The sequence below is a fragment of the Pseudoalteromonas sp. JSTW genome (assembly GCF_013423925.1).
Lineage (GTDB): Bacteria > Pseudomonadota > Gammaproteobacteria > Enterobacterales > Alteromonadaceae > Pseudoalteromonas > Pseudoalteromonas lipolytica.
Window position 1 is genome coordinate 3617501 of record NZ_CP058972.1, and the last position, 25608, is coordinate 3643108.

The 25608-nt window shown below is 41.4% G+C and carries 24 protein-coding genes; 2 read left to right on the plus strand and 22 right to left on the minus strand.

Going from position 1 to position 25608, the window contains the following annotated elements:
- Nucleotides 1–166: 166 nt before the first annotated feature.
- The 18 genes from GZH31_RS16235 to mnmE all read right to left on the minus strand — a co-directional run bounded on the left by GZH31_RS16235 (nt 167) and on the right by mnmE (nt 18882).
- Nucleotides 167–1951, minus strand: coding sequence for a choice-of-anchor I family protein (locus tag GZH31_RS16235; protein ID WP_180311257.1), 1785 nt, complete (start codon nt 1949–1951; stop codon nt 167–169).
- A 138-nt stretch (nt 1952–2089) separates the two neighbouring features.
- Nucleotides 2090–3451 carry a bifunctional UDP-N-acetylglucosamine diphosphorylase/glucosamine-1-phosphate N-acetyltransferase GlmU gene (gene glmU, locus GZH31_RS16240; protein ID WP_065978286.1) on the minus strand — a complete coding sequence of 454 codons (1362 nt, stop codon included), beginning with the start codon at nt 3449–3451 and terminating at the stop codon, nt 2090–2092.
- A gap of 377 nt (nt 3452–3828) precedes the next feature.
- The gene (locus GZH31_RS16245) at nt 3829–4251 is read right to left on the minus strand and encodes a F0F1 ATP synthase subunit epsilon (protein ID WP_180311258.1); all 423 of its coding nucleotides are present in this window, start codon (nt 4249–4251) and stop codon (nt 3829–3831) included.
- A gap of 13 nt (nt 4252–4264) precedes the next feature.
- A complete protein-coding gene (gene atpD, locus GZH31_RS16250; protein WP_036973717.1) occupies nt 4265–5650 on the minus strand; it encodes a F0F1 ATP synthase subunit beta in 1386 nt (461 codons plus the stop codon).
- 32 nt (nt 5651–5682) lie between these two features.
- Nucleotides 5683–6543, minus strand: coding sequence for a F0F1 ATP synthase subunit gamma (atpG, locus tag GZH31_RS16255; RefSeq protein WP_036973716.1), 861 nt, complete (start codon nt 6541–6543; stop codon nt 5683–5685).
- 59 nt (nt 6544–6602) lie between these two features.
- Entirely contained in the window at nt 6603–8144 is a 1542-nt protein-coding gene (atpA, locus tag GZH31_RS16260) for a F0F1 ATP synthase subunit alpha (protein ID WP_036973715.1), read from the minus strand.
- Nucleotides 8145–8158: 14 nt separating this feature from the next.
- Nucleotides 8159–8692, minus strand: coding sequence for a F0F1 ATP synthase subunit delta (gene atpH / locus GZH31_RS16265; RefSeq protein ID WP_036973714.1), 534 nt, complete (start codon nt 8690–8692; stop codon nt 8159–8161).
- Between the two features lie 16 nt (nt 8693–8708).
- Nucleotides 8709–9179, minus strand: coding sequence for a F0F1 ATP synthase subunit B (gene atpF, locus GZH31_RS16270; RefSeq protein WP_036973713.1), 471 nt, complete (start codon nt 9177–9179; stop codon nt 8709–8711).
- Nucleotides 9180–9221: 42 nt separating this feature from the next.
- On the minus strand, nt 9222–9455 hold the full coding sequence (gene atpE, locus GZH31_RS16275; protein ID WP_004335261.1) for a F0F1 ATP synthase subunit C: 234 nt from the start codon (nt 9453–9455) through the stop codon (nt 9222–9224).
- A 55-nt stretch (nt 9456–9510) separates the two neighbouring features.
- Nucleotides 9511–10368 carry a F0F1 ATP synthase subunit A gene (gene atpB / locus GZH31_RS16280; protein WP_036973712.1) on the minus strand — a complete coding sequence of 286 codons (858 nt, stop codon included), beginning with the start codon at nt 10366–10368 and terminating at the stop codon, nt 9511–9513.
- A gap of 15 nt (nt 10369–10383) precedes the next feature.
- Nucleotides 10384–10764 carry an ATP synthase subunit I gene (locus GZH31_RS16285; protein WP_036973711.1) on the minus strand — a complete coding sequence of 127 codons (381 nt, stop codon included), beginning with the start codon at nt 10762–10764 and terminating at the stop codon, nt 10384–10386.
- Between the two features lie 160 nt (nt 10765–10924).
- The gene (locus GZH31_RS16290; RefSeq protein ID WP_036973710.1) at nt 10925–11836 is read right to left on the minus strand and encodes a ParB/RepB/Spo0J family partition protein; all 912 of its coding nucleotides are present in this window, start codon (nt 11834–11836) and stop codon (nt 10925–10927) included.
- Between the two features lie 20 nt (nt 11837–11856).
- Nucleotides 11857–12642 (minus strand): ParA family protein, encoded by a 786-nt coding sequence (locus tag GZH31_RS16295; protein ID WP_036973709.1) that lies wholly within the window; start codon nt 12640–12642, stop codon nt 11857–11859.
- 13 nt (nt 12643–12655) lie between these two features.
- Nucleotides 12656–13276 (minus strand): 16S rRNA (guanine(527)-N(7))-methyltransferase RsmG, encoded by a 621-nt coding sequence (rsmG, locus tag GZH31_RS16300; RefSeq protein ID WP_036973708.1) that lies wholly within the window; start codon nt 13274–13276, stop codon nt 12656–12658.
- A gap of 15 nt (nt 13277–13291) precedes the next feature.
- The gene (mnmG, locus tag GZH31_RS16305) at nt 13292–15181 is read right to left on the minus strand and encodes a tRNA uridine-5-carboxymethylaminomethyl(34) synthesis enzyme MnmG (RefSeq protein WP_065978285.1); all 1890 of its coding nucleotides are present in this window, start codon (nt 15179–15181) and stop codon (nt 13292–13294) included.
- Nucleotides 15182–15609: 428 nt separating this feature from the next.
- Complete coding sequence (gene mioC / locus GZH31_RS16310) at nt 15610–16056, minus strand: FMN-binding protein MioC (RefSeq protein WP_180311259.1); 447 nt, start codon at nt 16054–16056, stop codon at nt 15610–15612.
- A gap of 548 nt (nt 16057–16604) precedes the next feature.
- Nucleotides 16605–17372 (minus strand): isocitrate lyase/phosphoenolpyruvate mutase family protein, encoded by a 768-nt coding sequence (locus tag GZH31_RS16315; RefSeq protein WP_180311260.1) that lies wholly within the window; start codon nt 17370–17372, stop codon nt 16605–16607.
- A gap of 145 nt (nt 17373–17517) precedes the next feature.
- Entirely contained in the window at nt 17518–18882 is a 1365-nt protein-coding gene (mnmE, locus tag GZH31_RS16320; protein ID WP_065978282.1) for a tRNA uridine-5-carboxymethylaminomethyl(34) synthesis GTPase MnmE, read from the minus strand.
- Between the two features lie 208 nt (nt 18883–19090).
- Between mnmE and GZH31_RS16325 the strand changes: the two genes are divergently transcribed.
- Nucleotides 19091–21226 carry a TonB-dependent siderophore receptor gene (locus GZH31_RS16325; RefSeq protein ID WP_074989746.1) on the plus strand — a complete coding sequence of 712 codons (2136 nt, stop codon included), beginning with the start codon at nt 19091–19093 and terminating at the stop codon, nt 21224–21226.
- Nucleotides 21227–21235: 9 nt separating this feature from the next.
- The gene (locus GZH31_RS16330) at nt 21236–22441 is read left to right on the plus strand and encodes a PepSY domain-containing protein (protein ID WP_036973697.1); all 1206 of its coding nucleotides are present in this window, start codon (nt 21236–21238) and stop codon (nt 22439–22441) included.
- Between the two features lie 56 nt (nt 22442–22497).
- On the opposite strand, the gene yidC is transcribed toward GZH31_RS16330, so the two are convergent.
- The 4 genes from yidC to rpmH all read right to left on the minus strand — a co-directional run bounded on the left by yidC (nt 22498) and on the right by rpmH (nt 25102).
- The gene (gene yidC / locus GZH31_RS16335) at nt 22498–24129 is read right to left on the minus strand and encodes a membrane protein insertase YidC (RefSeq protein WP_036973695.1); all 1632 of its coding nucleotides are present in this window, start codon (nt 24127–24129) and stop codon (nt 22498–22500) included.
- 8 nt (nt 24130–24137) lie between these two features.
- On the minus strand, nt 24138–24410 hold the full coding sequence (gene yidD, locus GZH31_RS16340; RefSeq protein ID WP_036973693.1) for a membrane protein insertion efficiency factor YidD: 273 nt from the start codon (nt 24408–24410) through the stop codon (nt 24138–24140).
- A gap of 129 nt (nt 24411–24539) precedes the next feature.
- The gene (gene rnpA / locus GZH31_RS16345; RefSeq protein ID WP_036973690.1) at nt 24540–24962 is read right to left on the minus strand and encodes a ribonuclease P protein component; all 423 of its coding nucleotides are present in this window, start codon (nt 24960–24962) and stop codon (nt 24540–24542) included.
- A 5-nt stretch (nt 24963–24967) separates the two neighbouring features.
- The gene (gene rpmH / locus GZH31_RS16350) at nt 24968–25102 is read right to left on the minus strand and encodes a 50S ribosomal protein L34 (RefSeq protein WP_008488847.1); all 135 of its coding nucleotides are present in this window, start codon (nt 25100–25102) and stop codon (nt 24968–24970) included.
- Nucleotides 25103–25608 lie beyond the last annotated feature (506 nt).

Consider the following 25608-nt stretch of genomic DNA (forward strand, 5'->3'; position numbering starts at 1 on the left):
ATTTCAGTTTTATTTAATTAATTTCAATTTTGTACAATAACCATACAAATAAAGGGCTGCAGGAGTGTTTCAGCTCAAAAATCAGTCACTTTTATGTTCATTAAAGGGCAAATGAAAAAGCGATATACTTTAAAATCAGTCTATCGCTTTTATTTTACTAGTTGGATTACTTAGTGGAAATTTCCCACACAGCGATTGAGCCCGAGATTTCATTACCTACGACAAGTAATGCTTCATTCGTTGCACTTTGTTCTGCAGGTATAAATGCCATCCCCTCAGGGGCAAGATCACCGGTTATTTCTGTACTGGCTTCTAAGCCACGGTTAAAAAAGTAATCTTGGAATGTCACATTGTATGGATTTGTTATATCAAACACCATAATGCCACCCATACGCTCTAAACCAATAAATGCAAATGTACGCTCGCCAATAGTACCCAGTGCTAATGCTTCTGGTTCAGCCCCTTTGTCATCTGAGCGGGTATCACCGGCATTTTCATCTTCATTATTGTTAAATGCTTCGCCGTGAACTGATGCGGTAATACGTGAAATTTGGTCACCAGAATCAAAAACCACCATGCCATTACTATCCCAAATAGAAAATGAGCGGGCTCCGTATGCATAGAGTGACTCGTATTCACCATCGTTATCTTCATCACCTTTAACTGTGGTCACTTTTAGGCGGCCAATATCAGTGTTGTCGTTGTTCAGGTAATCAAAATTGCTTGCCAGCGTTAAGTCTTTAGCTCTGGTTTCATCTATATAAGATAAGCAGCCATCATCTTCATCATAGTCAAGACCACCTTTTGCTATACAATCAGCTTCGTCGGCTGTGTCAAAGAAGTATTCTCGTGCATCGCCTTCGTTAGCTGTAACGATGAAATTTGCACCTTTCCAGCTGAAACTAGCGATAGTATCGGGTTGATACATACCATATAAGCCTGGGTATGATTTAAAGTTCACCCCTCCATCTTTATCTGATGCATCAATGAGTAAATTAGACCAGTCTTTGAAGCCTAACCCTTTTAGCTCTAAGCTATTATTTTCCAAATTAACGATAGCCAGGGCATTATTTTCTTGTAGTGAAACGTAGGCAAACTTATTGTCTTTAGAGATGCTGATGTACTCAGGCTCTAAATCCATAGCTACGGTTGTATTAATTAGCTTGCCGTTGATTGTACGACCTGTCGGATTAGCAAAAACAATCCCTAATTCTTCAAGCTCTGCTTGTTTATCGTTATAGGCTGCGAAGGTGATGCTAATAGCAGTGTCAGCAATCACGCCATCATTGATGTTAATGATGCTAATTGAGCCTTCAGGATCAATACTGTAATCCCCATTCGGTTCGCCTTCGTTTGCAACCAGTACTTTATTACCATCATGGCTAAAGGTAACCATGTCGGGCAGGGCGCCTACAGATACATTCTTAATAAACTGAGGCTCGTCGCCACTAATATCATAAAATGCGATAAGCCCTGCATCACCCGTTGTTTTTGCAGCCATAGCTACAGCAAGTAATTCGTTATTTTCATCGATGGCGATACTGTTTGCATCACCCGCACTGTGCTCATTAAGAGACACGGTAATTGCAGAGGCCAAATTAGTGCCGTTTACAACGCCTTCGTTATCCTTTACGAGCGCAGCTCTGTCAAAGCTATCAGCCGGAATGATATTAACCACAGCAGAATCACCCGAACTATTAATTGCAAAAATTCTTTTTTTAGCCGCTTGATAGGCCACAATCTCTGCGGCACCTTCTGGGCTTTGTGCATTTAATACTGCACGGCCAATAAGATGAATATTTAAAGCTGAATGTGCATTAGTGCCATTAACACCATCTTGCCCTGCGGGACCTTGCTCACCTTGTAAACCATTTTTTCCATCATCTCCCTCTAATGAGCAACCCGTAAGAATAGACAACAGTGACAGAGCAAGCATTGATCTTTTTAACATTATTATTTTTCCTTTGTGTTGTATTTACTACATAACAACACACAGGCATGACAACAATATGGCATTTTTATGTGGACAAAATCCGGGCATAAAAAAAGCGAGTGTGAACTCGCCTTTTTCAATTAGGTATAATGCAGCTTACTGTTTTTTAACAGGGCGCTTCCAACCACTGAGATTACGCTGTTTACCACGCGCTACCGCCAGTTGTTCATCTTCAACAGTATTAGTGATCACAGAGCCCGCACCAATTGTTGCTGTTGAACCAATATTCACAGGAGCGACAAGCGATGAGTTTGAACCAATAAAGGCGTTATCACCGATGATGGTTTTTGATTTATTTACACCGTCGTAGTTACAGGTAATGGTACCCGCACCAATATTTACCTTTTCGCCGATTTCAGCATCACCTAAATAAGTAAGGTGGTTTGCTTTTGAGCCCTTACCTAAGCGGGTCTTTTTCATTTCGACAAAATTACCAATGTGAGAATCTTCTTCCATAATGGCACCAGGACGCAGTCGTGCAAATGGACCTAAAGTACATTTAGTCGCAACAGTTGCTTCTTCGACTAATGAATTGGCTTTAATAATAACGTTATCACCAATGGTGCAGTCTTTAAGTACGCAATTAGGACCTATTTGTACATTATTACCCAGTGTTACTTTACCTTCAAAAATAACATTAACATCAATAAGTACATCTTCACCCGTTGTTACTTCACCGCGTACATCAATGCGTGCTGGGTCGGCAAGGGTGGCACCGTTTAACATCAGCTCCTCGGCTTGCCATGCTTGATAAGCACGCTCAAGTGCCGCTAGTTGTACACGGTTGTTTGCGCCTTCAACTTCCATTGGATGCTCAGGTTGTGCAGAGGTGATTTCAACGCCTTCACTGTGAGCCATGGCAACAATATCTGTTAGGTAGTATTCACCTTGAGCATTGTTATTCGATAGGTTACTTAACCAACGTTTCAGTAATTCACCATTGGCAGCCATAATGCCAGTGTTGATTTCTTTAATCGCTAATTGCTCAGCGGTCGCATCTTTTTGCTCAATAATACCGACTAATTTGCCATTTTCACGCAGCATACGCCCATAACCAGATGGGTCGTCTAATGTTACTGTTAATACTGCAAGTCCGTTTTTAGGCGTAACAGCAAGTAACTTTTCTAACGTCGCACGTTTTGTAAGGGGAACATCACCGTATAAAATCAACACGGTATCATCATCAGCGATATGCTCTTTAGCGACCGCGACAGCATGGCCAGTACCAAGTTGTTCTTCTTGTAGCACCCAATTTACTTGATTATGAGAAAGGGCGGCTTGTAATTGATCGCGACCGTGGCCATAAACTAAGTTGGTCTCACGTGCGCCTAAGGCCGTGGCATTATCAATTACATGTTGCACCATCGGCTTTCCAGCCACTTTATGAAGCACCTTTGGAAGTGCTGAACGCATACGAGTACCTTTACCCGCAGCGAGAATAACGGTTGTCAGAGACATTAAAACAATATCCTTCTTTCTTTGTTTTAGTTGAGCTGTTAATGAGTGTAATAAGTAAGTCAACCTTGGTTAGGTAAGTCACGTCATGTGCAAATACTCAATCCTAATAAAGAGGACTGAACCTTAGATGAAATACTTATTCACATTTAATACACCACATTGTAACGGGCTTTGATGAAGGATATAAGTACTAAACGAAGAATAGGGCGCTTTAAACGAGTTTGCTTATACCATTGTGCTTAATTAAGTGGTCTATAATAATACTTAATCACTCAAAATGATTCAGTATTATTGCGGATTGATATTACATAAATGTTGAGTAAATTACAGGCACAAAAAAGCCCACATTAAGTGGGCTTTTACAAAACCGAGTAGGCTTACTTTTTGCGTAATTGTTGAATTACGCGAAGTTGAGCGATTGCTTCAGCAAGTTGCACTGCAGCTTGTTGATAATCTAACTCAGCAGTTGACGTATTCGCCATTTGCTCTTCAGCATCACGTTTCGCTTTTTCAGCCGCTTGCTCGTCCAGATCTTCACCACGTACTGCTGTATCAGCAAGAATCGTAATACGATCAGGTTGAACTTCTAGCGTACCGCCAGCAACATACATCACGTCTTCGTAACCAAATTGCTTAACTAAACGTACCATACCAGGTTTTAGGGCAGTTAATAATGGAGCGTGGCCATAGTTAACACCAAGGTCACCTTCACTACCACTTACTTGAATCGATTCAACCAGACCAGAGAACAAGCTCTCTTCTGCGCTTACTACGTCAAGATGTACAGTCATAGCCGCCATACTACCCTCCTAATTACATGCTTTTGGCTTTTTCTTGAGCTTCTTCAATAGAGCCAACCATGTAGAACGCTTGCTCTGGCATATCATCAAACTCACCGTTTAAGATACCTTTGAAGCCAGCAATTGTGTCTTTAAGTGACACGTATTTACCAGGCGCGCCTGTAAATACCTCAGCAACGAAGAACGGCTGAGATAAGAAACGCTGGATTTTACGTGCACGAGATACAACTTGCTTATCTTCGTCAGAAAGCTCGTCCATACCTAGGATTGCGATGATGTCTTTCAGTTCTTTATAACGTTGAAGAACTGTTTGAACGCCACGCGCTGTATCGTAGTGCTCTTGACCAATTACTAATGGGTCAAGTTGACGTGAAGATGAATCAAGTGGGTCTACCGCAGGGTAGATACCAAGTGACGCGATATCACGAGAAAGTACTACTGTTGCATCTAAGTGAGCAAACGTTGTTGCTGGAGATGGGTCAGTTAAGTCATCCGCAGGTACGTATACCGCTTGGATTGATGTGATTGAACCCGTCTTAGTTGATGCGATACGCTCTTGAAGTACACCCATTTCTTCAGCAAGTGTAGGCTGGTAACCTACCGCTGATGGCATACGACCTAGAAGTGCTGATACCTCTGTACCCGCTAGTGTATAACGGTAGATGTTATCAACGAAGAAAAGTACGTCACGACCTTCGTCACGGAACTTCTCTGCCATCGTAAGACCTGTTAACGCTACGCGTAAACGGTTACCCGGTGGCTCATTCATTTGACCGTATACTAGTGATACTTTATCTAGTACGTTTGAGTCGTTCATCTCATGGTAGAAGTCATTACCCTCACGTGTACGCTCACCAACACCTGCGAATACTGAGTAGCCGCTGTGCTCGATTGCGATGTTACGGATAAGTTCCATCATGTTTACGGTTTTACCTACACCGGCACCACCGAATAGACCAACTTTACCACCTTTAGCGAATGGACATACAAGGTCGATTACCTTGATACCCGTCTCTAAAAGTTCAACTGAACTTGATTGTTCTTCATAAGAAGGCGCTGCACGGTGAATAGACATACGCTCTTCTTCACCAATTGGACCAGCTTCATCAATAGGGTTACCAAGTACGTCCATGATACGACCTAGTGTCTTCGTACCTACTGGAACGTGGATTGGCTGACCTGTACCTTCTACTGATGTACCACGACGTAAACCGTCAGTAGTACCAAGTGCGATACCACGTACCACACCGCCACCTAGCTGTTGTTGAACTTCTAAAGTTAAACCCGCTAAGTCGCCATCTGTTACTTTTAGTGCGTCATATACGGCTGGCACGTTGTCTTGTGGAAATTCGATATCCACAACGGCGCCGATAATTTGGACGACCTTACCTAAACTCATGTCTATTCCTCTCATTAAACTTTGCCGAAGCGTTAAACTGCTGCCGAGCCGCCAACAATCTCACTGATTTCTTGTGTGATTGCAGCTTGACGAGCCTTGTTATAAACAAGCTGTAACTCATCCATAAGGTCGCCAGCATTATCAGTTGCAGCTTTCATTGCAACCATACGGGCAGCCTGTTCAGAGGCAGCGTTCTCAACTACACCTTGGTATACTTGAGACTCAATAAAGCGTACTAACAGAGCTTCTAAAATAGCTTCTGGGTTTGGCTCATATAAGTAATCCCAAGAATGTTGAGATACTTCTTCTTCAGCTTTTGGCAAAGGGAGTAACTGATCGATTGTTGGCTCTTGCTTCATCGTATTAACGAACTTGTTAAATACGACGTATAAGCGGTCAATTTTGCCTTCAGAGTATGCATCTAGCATCGTTTTTACAGGACCAATAACGTCTTGTAATGAAGGTGTATCTCCTAAGTTCGCCTTTTTAGCGACTAACTTACCGCCGAAGCGTTGGAAAAAGCCTGCTGCTTTGCTACCTAAAGTAGTAAATTCAGCATCAACGCCTTTTTCTTTCCACGCTTTCACGTCTAGGGCAACTTTTTTGAACTCGTTAGAGTTCAAGCCACCACATAGACCACGGTCAGTAGAGATAACAATATAACCAACTCGTTTTACTTCACGCTCTTCTAAAAAAGGGTGAGTAAAATCAAGATTTGCTTGAGCAACACGACCAATCACTTTGCGTAAGTTTTCAGCGTATGGACGGCTTGATGCCACACGTTCTTGCGCCTTTTTCATTTTAGACGCAGCAACCATTTCCATTGCGCTGGTGATCTTTTGAGTATTCTTGATACTCCCGATCTTGCTTTTAATCTCTTTTCCGCTGGCCATGACTCTCTCTCCGAATCAGGTGGGCTTTAGTTGCCTAAAGCTCACCATTCATAACTAAATTACCAAGTTTGCGTCGACTTGAACTTCTCTAGAAGTTCTTTAAGTTGCGCTTCAATCTCAGCGTTGTAGTTACCAGTTTCATTGATTTGAGCCATTAGCTCTGCGTATGTGCTGTTTGCATAAGAAATTAAGCCCGCTTCAAAGTCACCGATTTTCGCGATTTCGATGTCTTTTAGGTAGCCTTTTTCAGCTGCGAATAGCGACAGAGACATTTCAGCAACAGACATTGGTGCGTACTGTTTCTGCTTCATTAGCTCTGTTACGCGCTCACCATGCTCTAATTGAGAGCGTGTTGCATCGTCAAGGTCAGACGCGAACTGCGAGAACGCAGCTAATTCACGGTACTGAGCTAACGCTAGACGGATACCACCACCTAGTTTCTTAACGATTTTAGTTTGCGCTGCACCACCAACACGCGATACCGAGATACCAGCGTTAACAGCTGGACGGATACCTGAGTTGAATAAGTCAGTTTCTAAGAAAATCTGACCATCGGTGATAGAGATAACGTTTGTCGGTACGAACGCAGAAACGTCGCCGCCTTGAGTTTCAATGATTGGCAATGCCGTCAGTGAACCTGTTTTACCTTTCACTTCACCATTAGTGAACTTCTCAACGTAATCAGCGTTTACACGTGATGCACGCTCTAGAAGACGAGAGTGAAGGTAGAATACGTCACCTGGGTATGCTTCACGGCCTGGTGGACGCTTAAGTAGCAATGAGATTTGACGGTAAGCAACTGCTTGCTTAGATAAATCATCATATACGATTAATGCGTCTTCACCACGGTCACGGAAGTATTCACCCATAGTACAACCAGCAAATGGTGCTAGGTACTGAAGTGCCGCAGATTCAGAAGCCGATGCAACCACAATAATTGTGTTTTCAAGTGCACCGTGCTCTTCTAATTTACGTACTACGTTAGCAATTGTAGATGCTTTTTGACCAACCGCTACGTACACACACTTAACGCCTGTGTTCTTTTGGTTGATGATTGCATCGATAGCTAACGCAGTTTTACCTGTTTGGCGGTCACCGATTACAAGCTCACGCTGACCACGACCAACTGGGATCATCGCATCGATAGATTTATAACCAGTTTGAACTGGCTCATCTACTGATTGGCGCTCGATTACGCCTGGTGCGATTTTCTCAACAGGTTCAAAACCGTCGTTATCTAAAGCGCCTTTACCATCGATAGGGGCACCTAGAGTGTTAACAACACGACCAAGTAGACCACGACCAACAGGAACTTCTAAAATACGACCAGTTGATTTAACTTTTACGCCTTCTTTAAGGTCTGCGTATGGACCCATAACTACTGCACCTACTGAGTCACGCTCAAGGTTTAGTGCGATAGCATAACGGTTGCCAGGAAGCTCAACCATCTCACCTTGCATACAGTCAGCTAGACCGTGGATGCGGATGATACCGTCAGTAACAGATACGATAGTACCTTCGTTACGAGCTTCACTTACAACTTCGAACTGCTCAATACGTTGTTTGATCAGATCTGAAATTTCAGTGGAATTAAGTTGCATGCTCTTTTTCCCAATTACGATTGTAGTGATGTAGCTAAGCGGGCTAACTTGCCGCGTACTGAGCCGTCAATTACAGTGTCACCCGCCTTAATAATAAGGCCGCCAACAACTGTAGCGTCTTCACTACAATTCAGCTTAACTTTGCGTGCGAAACGTTTTTCAAGTGCCGCTACCAATGTTGCTTGCTGCTCAGCAGAAAGCGGTGTTGCAGAAACCACGTCTACGTCGGTTTCTTTATCGTAATCCGCTTTTAATTCAGCGAATAGCTCTGCAACAGCAGGCAGTGCAACTAAACGACCATTTTCAGCCATTACCTTAACTAGGTTTTGGCCTTGTTCGTTGAGCTGCTCTGCACAGATCTTAATAAAAAGACCTGCTTTTTCAGTAGCAGTAGGCAATCCAGCTAGCGCAGCAGCGGCTTGCTCGTTGCTGGCAACTTGGCCAGCAAAGAACAGCATGTCGTTCCAACTTTCAACAGTGCCTTTTTCAACAGCAAGTTCAAAAGCCGCTTTAGCGTATGGGCGAGCGATAGTAGCCAATTCAGACATGCTCATACCCTCCTAATTACAGCTCAGCGACAAGTTTTTCAACGATGTCACTGTGTGCGGCTTGATTGATTTCGCGCTCTAGAATCTTCTCAGCACCAACCACGGCCAGAGTTGCTACTTTCTTACGTAGCTCTTCTGTTACACGGTTACGCTCTGCTTCGATTTCAGAGTGCCCTTGAGCAATAATTTTTTCACGCTCTTGTTGACCACGAACAGTTTCTTCGTCAACGATAAGCGTGGCACGCTTTTTAGCTTGTTCAATGATATCAGCCGCTTGAGCTTTTGCCTCTTTAAGCTGCTCAGCAGCTTTCTTTTGCGCAAGTTCTAAGTCTTTTTCGGCTCTATCAGAGGCAGCTAAACCATCTTCGATTTTCTTCTGGCGAGCTTCAATTGCACCATTTAGTGGTGGCCATACGTATTTCATACAGAAAAGTACGAATACCGTAAATGCAATTAATTCACCGATAAGAGTGGCTGTTAAGTTCACGACCGCTCCTCCTTAAAATAGTAAGCTGTTCAAAAAATAATATTAAAGTACGAACAACAATACCATTGCGATACCAACACCGATCATAGCTACGGCATCGATTAGACCAGCAAGGATGAACATCTTAACTTGTAGTGAAGGTGCAAGCTCTGGTTGACGCGCACATGCTTCTAGGAATTTACCACCCATGTTACCGAAGCCGATAGCAGTACCGATTGCACCGAAGCCGATAAGTAGAGCAACAGCGATATACTTAAGACCTAATACTAGTTCCATTTTTTTCTCCAAAGTTTCAATTGTAAATTAAAATTAAATTTTAAAAGTGTAAAAATTAGTGATTATCTGAGCTTGCCATGCTTAGGTAAACGATTGTAAGCATCATAAATACGAATGCTTGTAGCACGATTACTAAGATGTGGAATGCGGCCCAAATAAAGTGCAACGGTAGTTGCATTAAACCAACAGCGCCGATCAAGATGAAAATCAACTCACCAGCATATAAGTTACCGAATAAACGCAGTGCTAACGAGAACGGCTTAGCAACTAAAGCGATTGTTTCTAGTAATAAGTTACATGGGATTAAGAACACCATCATCAGCTTGTTTTTAGAGCTAAATGGGTGCAGTGTTAGTTCCGCTAAGAAACCGCCAATCCCTTTGATTTTAATTGCGTAACCGATCATCAGAATAAATACACCGATTGCTAACGCAGCAGTCATATTGATGTCTGTTGTCGGTACAATTTTCATGTATACGTCGTGAGAGTCCATACCAAATGCTTGCTCACCAACGAAGCCAGCGAATGCAGGTAGGAAATCAACCGGGATCAAGTCCATTAAGTTCATTAAGAACACCCAAACGAAAATCGTTAGAGCTAATGGAGCAATTAAACTACTTTTGCCGTGGTAAGTATCGCGTACGTTGTCGCCAACGAATTCAACGATCATTTCAATGAAGCATTGAAATTTACCAGGTACACCGGTATTTGCTTTTTTAGCGGCACTACGGAAGATCCATAAAAATACAAGACCTAAACCGATTGACCATGCGAGGGTATCTATGTTCCATGTCCAGAAGCCACTGTCCGCACAAGCTTTATTGAAGGCTAGACCAGCGTCGGTCGAGCACATCTTAGCATTGGTTAAGTGGTGCTGAATATGGCTTGATAGAGTTACTTCTTCTGCAGCCATGTTATATCCCAAAAGTTAATGATTAAAAAAAACGGGTGCGAACAATCCGCTAAATAACACCAATACATACACACAAAAAAACGGTAATAAAACGACCGTGTAAGACTTCAGTATCAGTGCAAACAACACAATTGTTAGCATAAATTTTAATCCGTTGCCGCGCTTTAGCGAGGCATACACTTGATTTGTCCGACTTGCACCCATATATCTGAATGCATAAACGACAAATACAAAATTAGGGAGTAGTGCAACAGCTCCGCCAGCAAGCGCTGACTGGCCGGCATTGACTCCCCAACCTACAAAAACAATTACTGCAGCGATTATCGCTACGATACCCTGAAGACAAATTAATTTAAATGCGGCAAGCCTATATGGCTTTGCTAACCTATTAGTCACGTTTTATTAACCTTAAGAACGTTCATATTGTCAGGGTATGAAAACTGGCGAAATTATACTGATTCCTACCAGTTTTGCAACTTGAGTCGACCCTTTGTAGCGCAAAAACACCACAAATGTCTCTTTTTGGACATGTTATTAATTAATGACGGGAATAGTCTTAATTTATACGGCTTAAAATGCCATCTAACTCATCAAAGCTTGTGTACGAAATAACCAGCTTGCCTTTGCCTTTTTTGTTGTAGTTAATTTCTACTTTAGCCCCTAAGTTCTCGGCAAGTTTTTGCTCTAACTGTTTGACATCTGGATCTTTTTCGAGCACTTCTTTTTGAGGTGCTGGTTCTAAAATTGAACGAACAAGCTTTTCAGTTTCACGCACAGTTAACGCTTTTGCGACAGCTAATCGCGCCGCATCTGACTGCGCTTCACCTTCAAGTGCTAACAAACAACGTGCATGACCCATTTCAATGTCGCCATGCTCTAACAGTATTTTAACATCTTCGTTAAGATTATTTAGGCGTAGTAAATTAGTCACTGTGGTACGAGATTTACCAACAGCTTCGGCCACTTGCTGATGAGTAAGCTCAAACTCATTCAATAAACGATTAAGTGCAATGGCTTCTTCCATTGCATTTAAATCTTCGCGTTGAATATTTTCAATAAGTGCAATAGCAACAGCCGCTTCATCAGGTACGTCTTTGATAATACAAGGTACGCTATCTAATTTAGCTAATTGAGCAGCACGCCAACGACGTTCACCAGCAATAATTTCGTATTTATTTGCACCAATAGGGCGCACAACAATAGGTTGAATTATGCCTTGCGCACGAATCGAGCTTGCAAGCTCTTCCAATGCTTCTTCAGACATGTCTTTACGTGGTTGATATTTACCTGACTGTAAAAACTCAATCGCTAATTTTTGCAGTTCACCTTTATTTTGCTCTGCCACAGCATCTGATACAGGCTCTGTTGTTACTGCATTTTGTTGCTGATTATCTGCACTTGGGGCAGGTTTTGATGAACTTAATAAAGCGTCGAGTCCTCGGCCTAAACCGCGTTTTTTAGCAGACATGTTATTTTTTTACCTCAAAGTTAGGCTACTGCTGAAGATGTTTTCTCTTTTCTACGTAACATTTCACCGGCAAGGGCTAAGTATGCTTTTGCACCACTTGATGCGCGGTCATAATACATGGCAGGGGCACCAAAGCTCGGCGCTTCTGCTAAACGGACATTACGTGGGATAACGGTACGATAAACTTTATCGCCAAAATGTTGTTTTAATTGTTCAGATACGTCATTTGCAAGGCGATTACGCGGATCATACATGGTGCGTAAAATACCTTCAATTGTTAACGCCGGATTGACCAACTTCGACAGCTGAGTAATGGTGTCCATTAATGCAGTTAAACCTTCAAGGGCATAATACTCACATTGCATAGGCACTAAAATAGAATCAGCTGCTGCCATCGCATTAACCGTTAGCATATTCAGTGAAGGTGGGCAGTCAATAAAAATGAAGTCGTATTGGTCTTGCACTTTTTCAAGGGCATTACGTAAACGCACTTCACGGGCAAATAATTCCATCAATTTAACTTCAGCTGCTGTGACATCGCCATTAGCTGCAATTAAATGATATTCACCTGACGTTTCTTTATTGATTACTTCTTCGATTGGGGTTTCTTCTATCAATAAGTCATAAATAGTTGCAACGTCACCGTATTTATCGACACCGCTGCCCATGGTCGCGTTCCCTTGTGGGTCAAGATCGATTAATAACACTTTACGCTTTGTCGCGGCCATAGAAGCCGCAAGATTTACAGCGGTGGTTGTTTTACCAACCCCCCCTTTTTGGTTTGCTAATGCGATGACTTTTGCCACAGTGCTCTGATCCCTAGTCTTTAGATAGAATAATTAAATGCCTTTGCGCATCTAACTCAGGTACTTCCAAGCTAATTTTTTCGTCAAACTTTATACCCGCTGGTAATGAGTCAAGTTCGTCGCTCGGAAATACACCTTTTAAGGCGATAAATTTACCCGAATGATCAATCAAGTGCGAACACCAGTCAACCATATCTTGCAAAGAGGCGAATGCACGACTTAATACACCATCTAATTTAACACTTGGTTGATATTCTTCAACTCTAGACTGTACTGGGGTTACATTTTCAAGACCCAGTGCGTGTTTTACCTGCATCAAAAAGCGTACTCGCTTACCTAAACTATCTAACAAAATAAATTGTGTGTCAGGTAAAGCAATGGCTAATACGATACCCGGTAAACCCGGACCGGTGCCAACATCAATGTAATGTTTGCCTTTTAGGTGTGGCGCAACCACTAAGCTATCCATAATATGCTTAATCATCATCTCTTCAGGTAAGCGCACCGATGTTAAATTGTACGCTTTATTCCACTTGTCTAATAATTCAACATACTGAACGAGTTGCTGCTGTTGTTTTTCTGTTAGCGCAATATCAGTTTGCGCTAACAGTGACGTTAATTGTTGTTGTAACACTGTATTCCTTACCAACTACGCAGTCTTACGTAGTAAGCCTTGCTTTTTCAGATACACTAATAATAGCGAAATAGCAGCAGGGGTGATACCTGAAATACGTGACGCTTGACCAATTGTGTCTGGACGACTATCTGTTAATTTAGCAACAACTTCATTTGATAAACCAGAAACCGTTGAGTAATCAAAGTCTTTTGGTAATACAGTTTGCTCATGACGCAATTGTTTATTGATCTCATCTTGCTGACGAGCAATGTAGCCTGCGTATTTTGTATGGATCTCAACTTGCTCAAGCGCAGCTTGGTTATTAAATTCAGATCCTAATCCTTCAATGGCCATTAAATCGTTATAACGAATTTCAGGGCGACGGATCAGATCCTCTAAACTCGCTTCACGTGTCAGTGGCGTTTTTAATAATGCGTTTACTTGATCAACCGCAACATGATCCTTATGGATCCACGTTTCTTTTAGGCGTTGCGATTCTTTCTCGATAATCTCCATTTTTTCATTAAATGCAGCCCAACGAGCATCATCAACCAAGCCTAATTCACGGCCTTTTGCAGTTAAACGAATATCAGCATTATCTTCGCGAAGTAATAATCGGTATTCTGCACGGCTGGTAAACATACGGTAAGGTTCTTTTGTACCTAGCGTCGCTAAATCGTCAATTAATACCCCTGTGTATGCTTCATCACGACGCGGAGTCCAAGGCTCTTTACCTTGTACTTGCAATGCGGCGTTCATACCAGCAATTAACCCTTGAGCACCCGCTTCTTCATAGCCCGTGGTGCCATTAATTTGGCCAGCAAAGAATAACCCGTTGATAAATTTAGTTTCTAATGATTGTTTCAAATCACGAGGGTCAAAGAAGTCATATTCAATTGCGTAACCAGGACGACAAATATGTGCATTCTCAAAGCCAGTAATTGATTGCACAATTTCAAGCTGAACATCAAACGGTAAACTGGTAGAAATACCATTTGGGTATAATTCGTATGATGTTAAACCTTCAGGTTCAACAAAAATTTGGTGTTTGTCTTTATCAGCAAAACGAACAATCTTATCTTCAATAGAAGGGCAGTAACGTGGGCCAATACCTTCAATAACACCTGAATACATAGGTGAACGATGTAAGTTATTACGGATCACGTCATGCGTTTTTTCATTCGTATAAGTGATATAACACGGGATCTGCTGTGGATGATCCGATTGCTTGCCCATAAATGAAAACACGGGTGTTGGTGTATCACCTGGCTGTTCTTGCATTTTACTGAAATCAACAGTACGCGCATCAATACGTGGAGGTGTCCCCGTTTTTAAACGATCGACTCTAAAAGGTAATTCACGTAAACGTTGTGCCAGTGCAATTGATGGTGGATCACCTGCGCGACCCCCTTTAAAGTTTTCTAAACCGATGTGGATCTGGCCACCTAAGAAAGTGCCCACTGTAAGCACAACAGTAGGGGCGCTGAAGCGAAGTCCCATTTGGGTAACAACACCGAGTACACGTTCACCTTCAACAATAAGATCATCACATGATTGCTGGAAGATCTTTAAGTTTTCTTGGTGTTGTAAAGTATGTTGAATAGCTGCTTTATACAAAGCACGATCAGCTTGTGCACGAGTTGCTCTAACCGCAGGGCCTTTTGATGAATTTAAAGTACGGAATTGAATACCGCCTTTATCAATGGCTTGTGCCATTGCACCACCGAGTGCATCAATTTCTTTAACCAAATGACCTTTGCCAATGCCCCCAATAGCTGGATTGCATGACATTTGACCAAGGGTATCCATATTATGTGTTAGCAATAGGGTATTCATACCCATGCGAGCAGAGGCTAATGCGGCTTCAGTACCTGCATGTCCACCACCGACAACAATAACATCAAAACTTTCGTGAAAAATCATTTATGGATCCTACTTAATCGACCAGCAAAACTTTGTAAAGGGAGCGTATTCTACCTAGAAATTTAGAGAAGATAAATGATTAAACAGTGCTCAAGATCTAAGTGGGTGATCTCTAATAATATAAAGGATCTTTTAAAGAGATCTTTTATTACTCTTACTACTACTGAAGCGGTTTTCTGTTGATAATGTTTAGTTCTATATTTAAAACATGATCTTAAGTCAGATCCAAAGGTGTTAATATGATCGGATCTAACCGCTAACAAGCTCTGATCAAAAGACCTATTTATACACAGGGCAATATCGAATGGATCTTATCCAATGGATAAACTAGGTTAAAAACGCAGGTAAATCAGTGTTTATCCACAATCTGATCTAAATTATCAGTAAATTGTGGGTAACTTTTTTAATAGATCTTGCCACTCTATACTTTAAAGACCCACAGACTTGATCCAGCTGGGTAGCCAGGCTAGGGCCGTATCTTCTGGCAGTTGTTCATCTAATATATTTAGCTCTAAACGTTCTGCTACGCGGCTTGCGCCTTTACTTATAAATAAATCATCAATATGACGGCCTGCATAGTTATATGTGTCGTAACTGGTGTCACCTAAACCAATAACACTGTACTTTAATCCTTTTAAATCAATTTGTTGGTTAACTGATTCTATAAAAGGAAGTAAGTTTTCAGGGTAATCACCGGCACCATAAGTCGATGTACATAATAGCCAGATAGTGTCTTGTTTATCGATATCATTGAAAACGGGTTGTTCATGAAGCTTTACTTGAATCCCTTGTTGTTCAAGGGCTTCAGCGAGCTGCTCTGCAACATATTCGGCAGATCCCATTTGACTACCCACAATGATATTTACTGATTGCATGTCGTTGATCGTGTAATGAGTTAAGTGGGCACATAATAACGAACTTGTAGTGTGAGTAAAGTGTTGAATTACGATCTGAATAAGTTTTTATGCTCAAAAATCACTCTTTAAATTTTATTTTGTTTTAACTTTATGATTTATAATAATTTTAATTTATTTCGCGAATTTAAAGTCGTTGATCAAGCTGTTAGTAAATTTGGGGAAAGTTCTGATCAAGGCTATTTTCTCGACGTGCATAACTTTGCTAAGTGATTGATCTTTAAATATCTGAATTGAAAGAATCGCTCAGATCGGGGAGAGGTATTTGATGAGATCGTTTTGTGGATAGATCGCTTGTTGATAACGATCGAATTGTATTTTTCGATCGGTAAATTCGATCGAAAAAAACGAAAAAATTAGTTTTTAAAGGTAAAAACCTCTAAAAAACTGCCATATTTACTCTGAATAACAAAAATGACAGTGATAAATAGGGATCGTTTAGCTGTTTAGATCTAAAAACAGGCCAAATGTGGATAACATTTTTACCAATCGCCGATCTAAATTGTATTTTAGATCAGCTTTATGGCTGGTGGCTCGTTATTTCCAAGCTGTGTTAAGTGTTTTTTTAGCGTTTCACCAACAAGATCATATAGAGAATTCCCCAAAGAAAATCGTTTAACCCCAGCAGCAAATGCTATTTTTGGGCAGTTAAAATCTGCCATTGCCATCACATTTATTGGAATATTAAGTGCGTTAACCAGCATTTTTATCTGTTCAATTTTGCAAAGTCCAGGTACAAACACACCATCTGCTCCTGCATTTTCATAGGCTTTTACTCGTGCTAATGTCAGCTCATAGGGATTTTTTTCTATTAAATATGTGTCGGTTCTGGCATTAATAAAGAGCTTTTCGAAGCCATTTTCATCCAGAGTTTGCTTTATTTTCTCTATAATAGTGCACTGTTGATCAAGCGATCTTAACTGTGATGTTACTTTGTCAGAGTCTTCTATATTTATACCTACAACTCCTAACTTGGCTAAGCTAAGTACATGCTGGCTAATGACCTGTGCGTCGTTACTATAGCCTGACTCAATGTCTACAGATAAAGGGATAGTGAGGTGATTGATGAGTGTTTTGACCAGCGATAGTAGGTAACTAAATGGGATCTTCTCACCATCTTGTAAGCCATAACTTGCGGCAATTCCCCAACTTGTTGTTGCAAGGGCTTTTGCTCCTGAGGCTTGAATAAATTGCGCTGAGCTTAGATCCCATGCATTAGGTAATACAAAGCCTGTTTGTTGCTGATGTAATTGATGAAAAATGTGATATTTATCCATGATGTCCTCCTATAAATGACATCAATAGATTAATGAGTATAAGATTTATTGCTGGCTGTATTCGGCACTGAACCTGTTAATGAAAGTGCAGTTTATGAACAAAAAAAGAGTCTTGCGACTCTTTTCTAATAATGATGACCGACGTTTATTTACCGATACAGAACGAGCTAAATATTTTGCCGAGTAAATCATCAGACGTGAATTCACCCGTAATTTCATTTAGGAACTGCTGAGTTAAGCGTAACTCTTCAGCTAATATTTCACCGGCAATATGCTGTTCAAGTTGCTCTTTACCTGTATGCAGATGATGCGCTGCATGGTGTAGTGCATCGAGATGACGACGACGGGCCATAAAGCCACCTTCGGTTGCGCCTTGGAAACCGATACATGCTTTTAAGTGAGTACGAACTAACTCTATACCTTCAGCATTTTTGGCGCTTAATCGAATGACAGGGTATTGATCATGTTCATCCATACCGACATTTTCACCCGAAATATCGGCTTTATTTCGGATCACCGTGACGCCCATCCCTTGTGGTAACTTAGACATAAACTCTGGCCAGATAGCATGTGGATCTGTGGCGTCGGTGTCGGTGCCGTCTAACATAAATAACACGCGATCGGCTTGATTAATTTCTTCCCAGGCGCGTTCAATACCAATTTGCTCTACCTTGTCTGGACTTTCTCGAAGGCCGGCTGTGTCGATAATGTGAAGCGGCATACCATCTATATGAATATGTTCTCGCAGTACGTCTCGTGTGGTGCCGGCTATGTCGGTAACAATGGCTGCATCACGACCCGCTAACGCATTTAATAAACTAGATTTACCCGCATTCGGTCGACCTGCAATGACTACACGCATACCTTCGCGCATTATCGTCCCTTGCTTTGCTTGTTGCGTGACATTATCAAGTTGTTGAATGATGGCATCGAGATCATTTGCTACTTTTCCATCTGTCAGAAAATCGATTTCTTCATCTGGAAAATCTATGGCTGCTTCAACATACATACGTAAATGAATGACTTTTTCCACCAGCATCTCTATGTGTTTTGAGAACTCACCTTGAAGAGATTGCAGGGCGCTTTTTGCAGCTTGCTCACTGGTTGCGTTAATGAGGTCGGCAATTGCTTCGGCTTGTGTTAAATCAAGCTTGTCATTCATGAATGCACGTTCTGAGAATTCCCCTGGTTTTGCTAACCGTACACCTTCAATATGGCTAATTTCTTTTAATAGCATATCGAGTACAACAGGACCGCCATGTCCTTGTAGTTCAAGTACATCTTCACCGGTAAAAGAATTTGGTCCTTGGAAGAAAAGGGCAATACCTTGATCTAGCTGTGCGCCGTCTAAGCTCTTAAAAGGCACATAGTCTGCGTAACGTGTTTTAGGACAGCGACCAATAATATGCTCTGCTACCGTTTTGGCTAAGCTGCCAGAAACGCGAATAATACCAACGCCACCTCGTCCGGGTGCGGTCGCTTGCGCTGCAATTGTATCTTGATTAATCATGCTTTTAGTATTGCCAATATTGAAAATGATGCTGGTTTGTATTGTAACCTATGGCTTAATTTCATGCGAATAGCGGTGTATAAAAATACCAACTTAGTCGTTGCTATTAGTTTTACTTTATTCAACATTAATAAATAATAAACACTAATTGCAAATGATAATTATATTCATTAAGGTATTTGCATCTTACTTTATAATTTAAAAATATATGCGCTATTCTCCTTTATTATTAGCTGTTCTCGCGAGTTTTTCTGGTTTTTCAGTTGCTGAGAATCAACAAACGTCAGATCAAAATGAAATCGAAAAAATCGATGTAATAGGGCGTGCTTTTTCTTTATATCGACCAACCGAGTCAAGCTTCGGGACCCGCACTAATACGCCGATTGAAAAGATCCCACAGTCTATTCAAATTTTGCCACAGGAGCTGATTAACGATCAGGCTGCCCGACAGATTACCGATTTATACAGTAATATTGCCGGTGTAAATGGTTTTAGTTATTCAGGTGTAACATTTCGTGGTTTTCGCCAAGATGAAATTTTATATGATGGTGTCAAAGGCGATCCATTCAACGGCTTTGCTGTTCCACAATTATTTAATATTGAACAAGTTGCGGTGTTAAAAGGGCCTGCGGGTGCTATATACGGTAGCGGTAATCCAGGTGGTATTATTAATTATGTAACCAAGAAGCCAACCTTTACTGAAAAGCACAGTATTGAAGTTGAGCTTGGTAATGATGACTTTATTAGTGGCGCATTAGAAAGTACAGGGCCCTTGAGTGACTCATTAGATAATCATGCTTATCGTGTTGGTTTGTATCGTGATTCAGAAAAGCCATTTCGCGCTAATACCAGCAGTGATAATACGATTGTTGATCTTGGTTATACTTGGCTGATAAGCAGCGCAACAGAGCTTACAACGCAATATACGTATATAGAGCAAGAATTAGGAGGAGCACGCCTTCGTGGGGTGCCTGCTGATGATAATGGGCATTTTATTACGGATATTAGCTGGAATCATAATGAAGCGACTGATTTCCAAAATGTTGAGGCGCATGTTTATCAAGCTATTTTAAAACACGACATTAATGATGTATGGCGTACGGATATTACAGCACGTTATTTTGATAATAAAGAAGTGCAAAATTACCATGAGCCGAGAGGGCTTGTGGATACCAATGGCGATGGCATTGTTGATTGGAGTCACCGCGAATTTCGTGATCAACTTCGTGAAAATACAGGGTTTAGCTTAACCGCTAATGCGGTAGCTGAGTTTATATTTGTTAATATGCAACACCAAGTCTTATTTGGTAGTGATTGGTATGAGCATGATTTCGAAAGTGTTTACCGCACAGCTACGCAACAAAGTAAAGGAGGGCCTGTCCCTGGGCTTGACCTTCAAGATCCCGAGTATGGTTTAACGTCTCGCGATGATTATGATCTCAATGCTATTACACCCAGACTTGGCAGTACTCATAGCACACGCTTTGGTGCTTATGTGCAAGACCAACTTGATGTCACTGCCAACTGGAGCATAACCGCGGGGTTAAGATACGATCGCTTTGAAGACAAAGATGAGTTAAATCAGACCGAGTTTTCTGATAGCGATGTCACTTATCGTGTCGGCACCAGTTACAATATTAATGATACTTTCTTTCCTTACGCCTTATATGGTACTGGTTTTGTACCACAAAGTGCCAGCGATCAAGAAACAGCCAAGGGCGGACCTTTTGCTCCTGAAACAAGTCGTATAAATGAGGTGGGCTTAAGAACGAAGCTTGTTGATGATAGCTTAGCTGTAAATATGGCCGCTTATGACATTGTGCGCAAAAATATTCTGCAACCCAGTTTGTTGGGTGATGTTGCAGGCGATGGGGTTGATGATTTAGTGGCCGTCGGCGAAGTGCAAAGTAAAGGGTTTGAACTCGAAGTGGTTGGTGATATTACCGAGCGTTGGGTTGTGACAGCAAGTTATGCCTATAATGATACCCGTATCACTAAAGCCAATGACAGCATACGTAATCAAATTCCTAACAGTGATAAGTTTGCCAATGCGCCGCAAAATACCCTGGGTATTTGGACACGCTATGAACTACCTCGCGTATCGTCATCTATTTCTGCAGGTTTAGACTATGTTGATGAGCAGCTTAGCTTGGGCGGACAACGTGTTCAACCTTACACTATCTACAATATGGCATGGCAAACGACCTTAAATAACTGGCAATGGCAGCTATCAGTTAAAAATGTGTTTGATAAAGAATATGCAAGCAGTGGCTTTATTGAACGTACGGGGCATTTTCCCGGTGAGCCACGCCGTGTTTATTTAAGTGCTAAATACAGCTTTTAATGGTGGCGTGTGAGCGCTAAGCAGTGGTTTAACTTACATTCGTGGGCAGGACTCGTTGTTGGGGTCCTGCTTTTTGTTATTTGTGTGTCCGGTACGTTAGCAACCCTTAGTCACGAGATAGAGTACCTGACTGGAAGTAAATATCGTGCTTTAAGCTCTTCACCCATGACTAACTATCCCGCGATAGAATCCAGTCTTAATAAGCATTATCCCAATGCACAAGTACTGTATATCCATCGTCATAAGCAAGATTATTTAGCCACAGAAGTTGCGCTAAAAATTAATGATACATTTCGGTTTGTTTATCTTGATGCTGCCTCAGGAGAAGTATTAGGAGAAGGAGAGTGGGCACGAATATCGCGGTTTTTACGTAACTGGCATATGAATTTATCCATGGGCTGGACTGGTAAGTTGATTGTGACAAGCTTAAGTATCTTAGTACTTATATTACTGGTCTCGAGCTTTTTTGTTTACCGACGCTGGTGGCAAGGCTTTCTTAAAAAGCCAGCCCCACTTTTATTGCATAAACGCAATGGTTGGGCAGACTGGCATAAGCTTGTAGGACTTTGGAGTACGTGGTTTATTGCTGTTATGGCGGTAACGGGTCTTTGGTATCTGATAGAGCATGGATTGCAAACAGCCAAAGTAGATCATTATGTTGCAGAACCTACAAAGGTTATTGCGCTAAAACAAAGCGCGTCGACAAGTAATATGATGCCAATATCTTTAACGGCCGCATACGAAGCAGCACAACAGGCTTTTCCTAGTTTAGATATTCGTTATATTGGTTACGGACAAAAAGCAGCACAGCCTATCGAAGTTCGTGGCTATAATAACGATATTTTACTACGCCTACGCGCTAATCGCGTCTATATAAATGCAAGCACAGGGGCCGTGTTAGGCATTCAAAAAGGGCAAGACTTGCCGTTTGTTCCACGTATAAAAGACACCGCTGATCCACTGCATTTTGGAAACTTTGCAGGTCTAGGCACAAAGTTTATTTGGGCTATTTTTGGTAGCTTGATGAGCGGTGTTAGTGGTGTTGGAATTTACATGAGCTGGCTGAGAGTTAAACGCAAAGCAACCGTTTCTAGCTGGTTAGGTGTATCAGGTTATATAGCCATAGGCTTGGTTATAGGCTCTGTGGTAATAACAAGCGTTAGCGTTAGTGAACGTAGCGTGCCAAAGCAGCTTTATGCACCTGTACTCGGTTAAAAATAACTGGGCATTAAAAAAGGCGACCTAAGTCGCCTTTTTTGTGCGTAAGGGTTTTAGCCTCTTACTTTAATGCCTTTTTTCTCCATTCCACGGTAGATGATAAGCATCTGCGCGATAGAGATAAGGTTCGATACTAACCAGTAAAGTACAAGGCCAGATGGGAACCATAAGAAGAATACAGAGAAGATTACCGGCATAAACGTCATCATTTTTTGCTGCATTGGATCTTGAACCGTCATCGGTTGCAGCTTTTGTGTGATGAACATACTTGCACCAAATAAAATTGGTAATACGTAGTATGGGTCTTTCGCTGATAAGTCAGTTAACCATAATACAAACTCAGCATGGCGCAATTCTGTTGATTCTAAGAATACGTAGAATAGTGCTAAGAAGATTGGCATTTGTAGTAAAAGCGGTAAGCAGCCACCCATCGGGTTTACTTTCTCTTTGCGGTACATTTCCATCATAGCTTGACCGAATTTTTGACGATCATCGCCAAATTTCTCTTTTAGTGCGGCCATTTTAGGTTGTAATGCGCGCATTTTCGCCATTGACGTGTATTGTGCTTTTGTCAGTGGGTACATTGCAGATTTAACAATGACAGTAATAGCGATGATAGCTAGACCCCAGTTACCTAGGATACTGTGCAACCATTTAAGTAGCACGAATAATGGTTGCGAGATGAACCATAACCAGCCGTAATCAACCGTAAGGTCTAAGTCTGGGTGAATTGCTTCAAGTACATCAGACTCTTTCGGGCCCATATAGTAAGTCGAAGCCAGGGTTGTTTGTGTGCCAGCTTGTACGTTAACAGCTTCACCTTTAGTACCAATGATGGCAGCATTACCAGCCACTAATTTGCTGTATAGCGTATTTTGTTGGTCTTGCTGTGGAACCCATGCACTTACAAAGTAGTGTTGAATAAACGCAATATAACCACCAGCCGTCGTAACATTTAGGTTTTTGTCGGCCATATCAGAGAAGCTGTATTTTTCGTAAGGCTCTTCTTCAGTACCGTATGCAGCCCCTAAGTAGTTTTGATCAACTAAGCTACCTTTATCTTGTACTGTACGCTTCACTTGCGTGTAAAGCTGCACTTGAATCGGATCCGCTGTTACGTTATTTACCGTGTACTCTAAATCTACAGCGTAGTCGCCTTTCTTGAAGATATAAGTTTTGGTAAATGTCACACCTTTGCTGTCGGTAAACTCGAGTGGTACACGAAGCTCATCGCCATTTAAGGTGAACGATTTTTGTGTGGTTTTATAAACAGGGCGACCAGCAACAGTTGCATCTGGGCCGTTTAAACCAATTAAGCCACTTTGTGAGAAGTATTGATTACCGTCAAACTCACCAAGTAGCATAAAAGGTGTATCACTGCCTTTTGTCTCTTCGTATTGAAGTAAGTCTGCTTCAATAATGTCACCACCGCGGGTGTCAATTTTTACAGTGAAGACATCAGTTGTTACATCAATAACTGAGCGCTTTGCTGTTGTAGCAACAGGAACTTCACCGTCAGATGATGCTGGAATAAAGTCATCTGACTCTGATGTTGTTGCGCCTAGTGTTTGTGTTGTGGCACTTGGATCAGCTTTTGGTGCATTGTAGTCGTTATTCCACTCTTGGAATAATAAAAACGACACAAGCATCAAGCCGATTAATAAAAACGTGCGTTGCGATTCCATAACAGCTCTTATTTCTCGTGTTGGTGGTTAATATGATTTTTTGCAGGAACGGGATCATCCCCACCTGCATGTAAAGGGTGACATTTTAATATGCGTTTAACTGCTAACCAACTGCCTTTTACACTTCCATGCAAATTAATTGCTTGAATAGCATAATGAGAACAGCTTGGATTAAAGCGGCAATGTGGACCTAATAGCGGGCTTATCCAATTTTGATAGCCACGAATTAGCATGACTAAACAGCGCTTTGGAATAGCAACAAGTGGTTTAAGTAACCTCATGGTGTGTCTGCCCCTGCGTTAATTTAGTCAATGGAATACCATGAATTTAAATTCCCAAGATAGAATTTTAAATGCATGATTAAAAGGTGAGCTAAAGATACCTTAATTATGCCCGTAATTCTATTGATATCAGGCTTGTTTATTAGATTTTGCTGATTTATTAGGGCGTTTTTTGAAAGGGGGTGGTTTTGGTGCACCCGGCTTGCAGCGTTCGTTAATTTTTCGCCACAATTTATTTAATTGTTTTGTTAACTCTTCGTTTGACTGCTCATCAATGCCACTTTTAACCATAAGCACAATATCAATGTTATCGATTTTGTGTTGATTTAAACGAAAACTTTCGCGAGCAAGTCGTTTAATACGATTACGTTGGCAGGCTTTTTTAACACGTTTTTTAGCGACAGTAAGACCTAGTCGAGGACTTGTTTGGTCATTGGGTTTTGCTAATAAGGTAAAGAAAGGAGTCGCAGCGCGAGCTGGTTCATTAAATATACGAGAGTAATGCGAGGGAGTTAACAAACGTAACTCCCTGCTGAAGCTAAAGTCTTCCACTTATATTAAGCAGAAAGAACTTTACGGCCTTTAGCACGACGACGAGCTAATACTTTACGGCCATTTGCTGTTGCCATACGAGCACGGAAACCGTGTGTACGTTTGCGTTTTAAAACGCTAGGTTGAAAAGTTCTTTTCATAACAATTCCATCCGATCGGTTAAGGTTAAAACATCCTATGCAGGTCGCGATCCTGGCACAGGTGCCATTGCGAGCGCGAGATATTATAGATGAAGACAACAAAAGTCAATCATAATTACACGGCTAACACAGTAATTATAAAGGATCCTGTCGCTCGATCATATAGGATCATCATAAATAAGAAGTTTTCCACAGCCTCTGTATAAAAAGTGAATAAAAGCTTGGGAAAAGCAAATTAGATCGTAGAATTTAATCGCGATCTAGCTGCGAATTTGCTATGATCACTATTCGGATGTAAAAAATAAACCCTATAAAAATCATGTGGTTGTCTTTTTATGAAGACGAGATCATATTTTTCAGAAAAATCAATCTTGTACTTGTGGATAAAGTGCCTTCATAATACTCGGTCTAGGCCAAGAAAATTGGTCAAAGATTAGTAATAAATGTATGATTTTCCATCATTAAAGATGAACGGGAATAATAATTAAATCTCTGGGAGTTTAATA

Excerpts from the sequence above, each read along its gene's own strand:
- atpH (WP_036973714.1), bottom strand. The coding sequence starts at position 8,692 with ATGTCTGAATTGGCTACTATCGCTCGCCCATACGCTAAAGCGGCTTTT.
- atpB (WP_036973712.1), bottom strand. The coding sequence starts at position 10,368 with ATGGCTGCAGAAGAAGTAACTCTATCAAGCCATATTCAGCACCACTTA.
- mnmG (WP_065978285.1), bottom strand. The coding sequence starts at position 15,181 with ATGATTTTTCACGAAAGTTTTGATGTTATTGTTGTCGGTGGTGGACAT.
- rpmH (WP_008488847.1), bottom strand. The coding sequence starts at position 25,102 with ATGAAAAGAACTTTTCAACCTAGCGTTTTAAAACGCAAACGTACACAC.
- atpD (WP_036973717.1), bottom strand. The coding sequence starts at position 5,650 with ATGAGTTTAGGTAAGGTCGTCCAAATTATCGGCGCCGTTGTGGATATC.
- GZH31_RS16315 (WP_180311260.1), bottom strand. The coding sequence starts at position 17,372 with ATGGATAAATATCACATTTTTCATCAATTACATCAGCAACAAACAGGC.
- GZH31_RS16235 (WP_180311257.1), bottom strand. The coding sequence starts at position 1,951 with ATGTTAAAAAGATCAATGCTTGCTCTGTCACTGTTGTCTATTCTTACG.
- GZH31_RS16245 (WP_180311258.1), bottom strand. The coding sequence starts at position 4,251 with ATGGCGGCTATGACTGTACATCTTGACGTAGTAAGCGCAGAAGAGAGC.
- yidC (WP_036973695.1), bottom strand. The coding sequence starts at position 24,129 with ATGGAATCGCAACGCACGTTTTTATTAATCGGCTTGATGCTTGTGTCG.
- mioC (WP_180311259.1), bottom strand. The coding sequence starts at position 16,056 with ATGCAATCAGTAAATATCATTGTGGGTAGTCAAATGGGATCTGCCGAA.
- atpA (WP_036973715.1), bottom strand. The coding sequence starts at position 8,144 with ATGCAACTTAATTCCACTGAAATTTCAGATCTGATCAAACAACGTATT.
- GZH31_RS16325 (WP_074989746.1), top strand. The coding sequence starts at position 19,091 with ATGCGCTATTCTCCTTTATTATTAGCTGTTCTCGCGAGTTTTTCTGGT.
- atpE (WP_004335261.1), bottom strand. The coding sequence starts at position 9,455 with ATGGAACTAGTATTAGGTCTTAAGTATATCGCTGTTGCTCTACTTATC.
- glmU (WP_065978286.1), bottom strand. The coding sequence starts at position 3,451 with ATGTCTCTGACAACCGTTATTCTCGCTGCGGGTAAAGGTACTCGTATG.
- atpG (WP_036973716.1), bottom strand. The coding sequence starts at position 6,543 with ATGGCCAGCGGAAAAGAGATTAAAAGCAAGATCGGGAGTATCAAGAAT.
- yidD (WP_036973693.1), bottom strand. The coding sequence starts at position 24,410 with ATGAGGTTACTTAAACCACTTGTTGCTATTCCAAAGCGCTGTTTAGTC.
- GZH31_RS16290 (WP_036973710.1), bottom strand. The coding sequence starts at position 11,836 with ATGTCTGCTAAAAAACGCGGTTTAGGCCGAGGACTCGACGCTTTATTA.
- mnmE (WP_065978282.1), bottom strand. The coding sequence starts at position 18,882 with ATGATTAATCAAGATACAATTGCAGCGCAAGCGACCGCACCCGGACGA.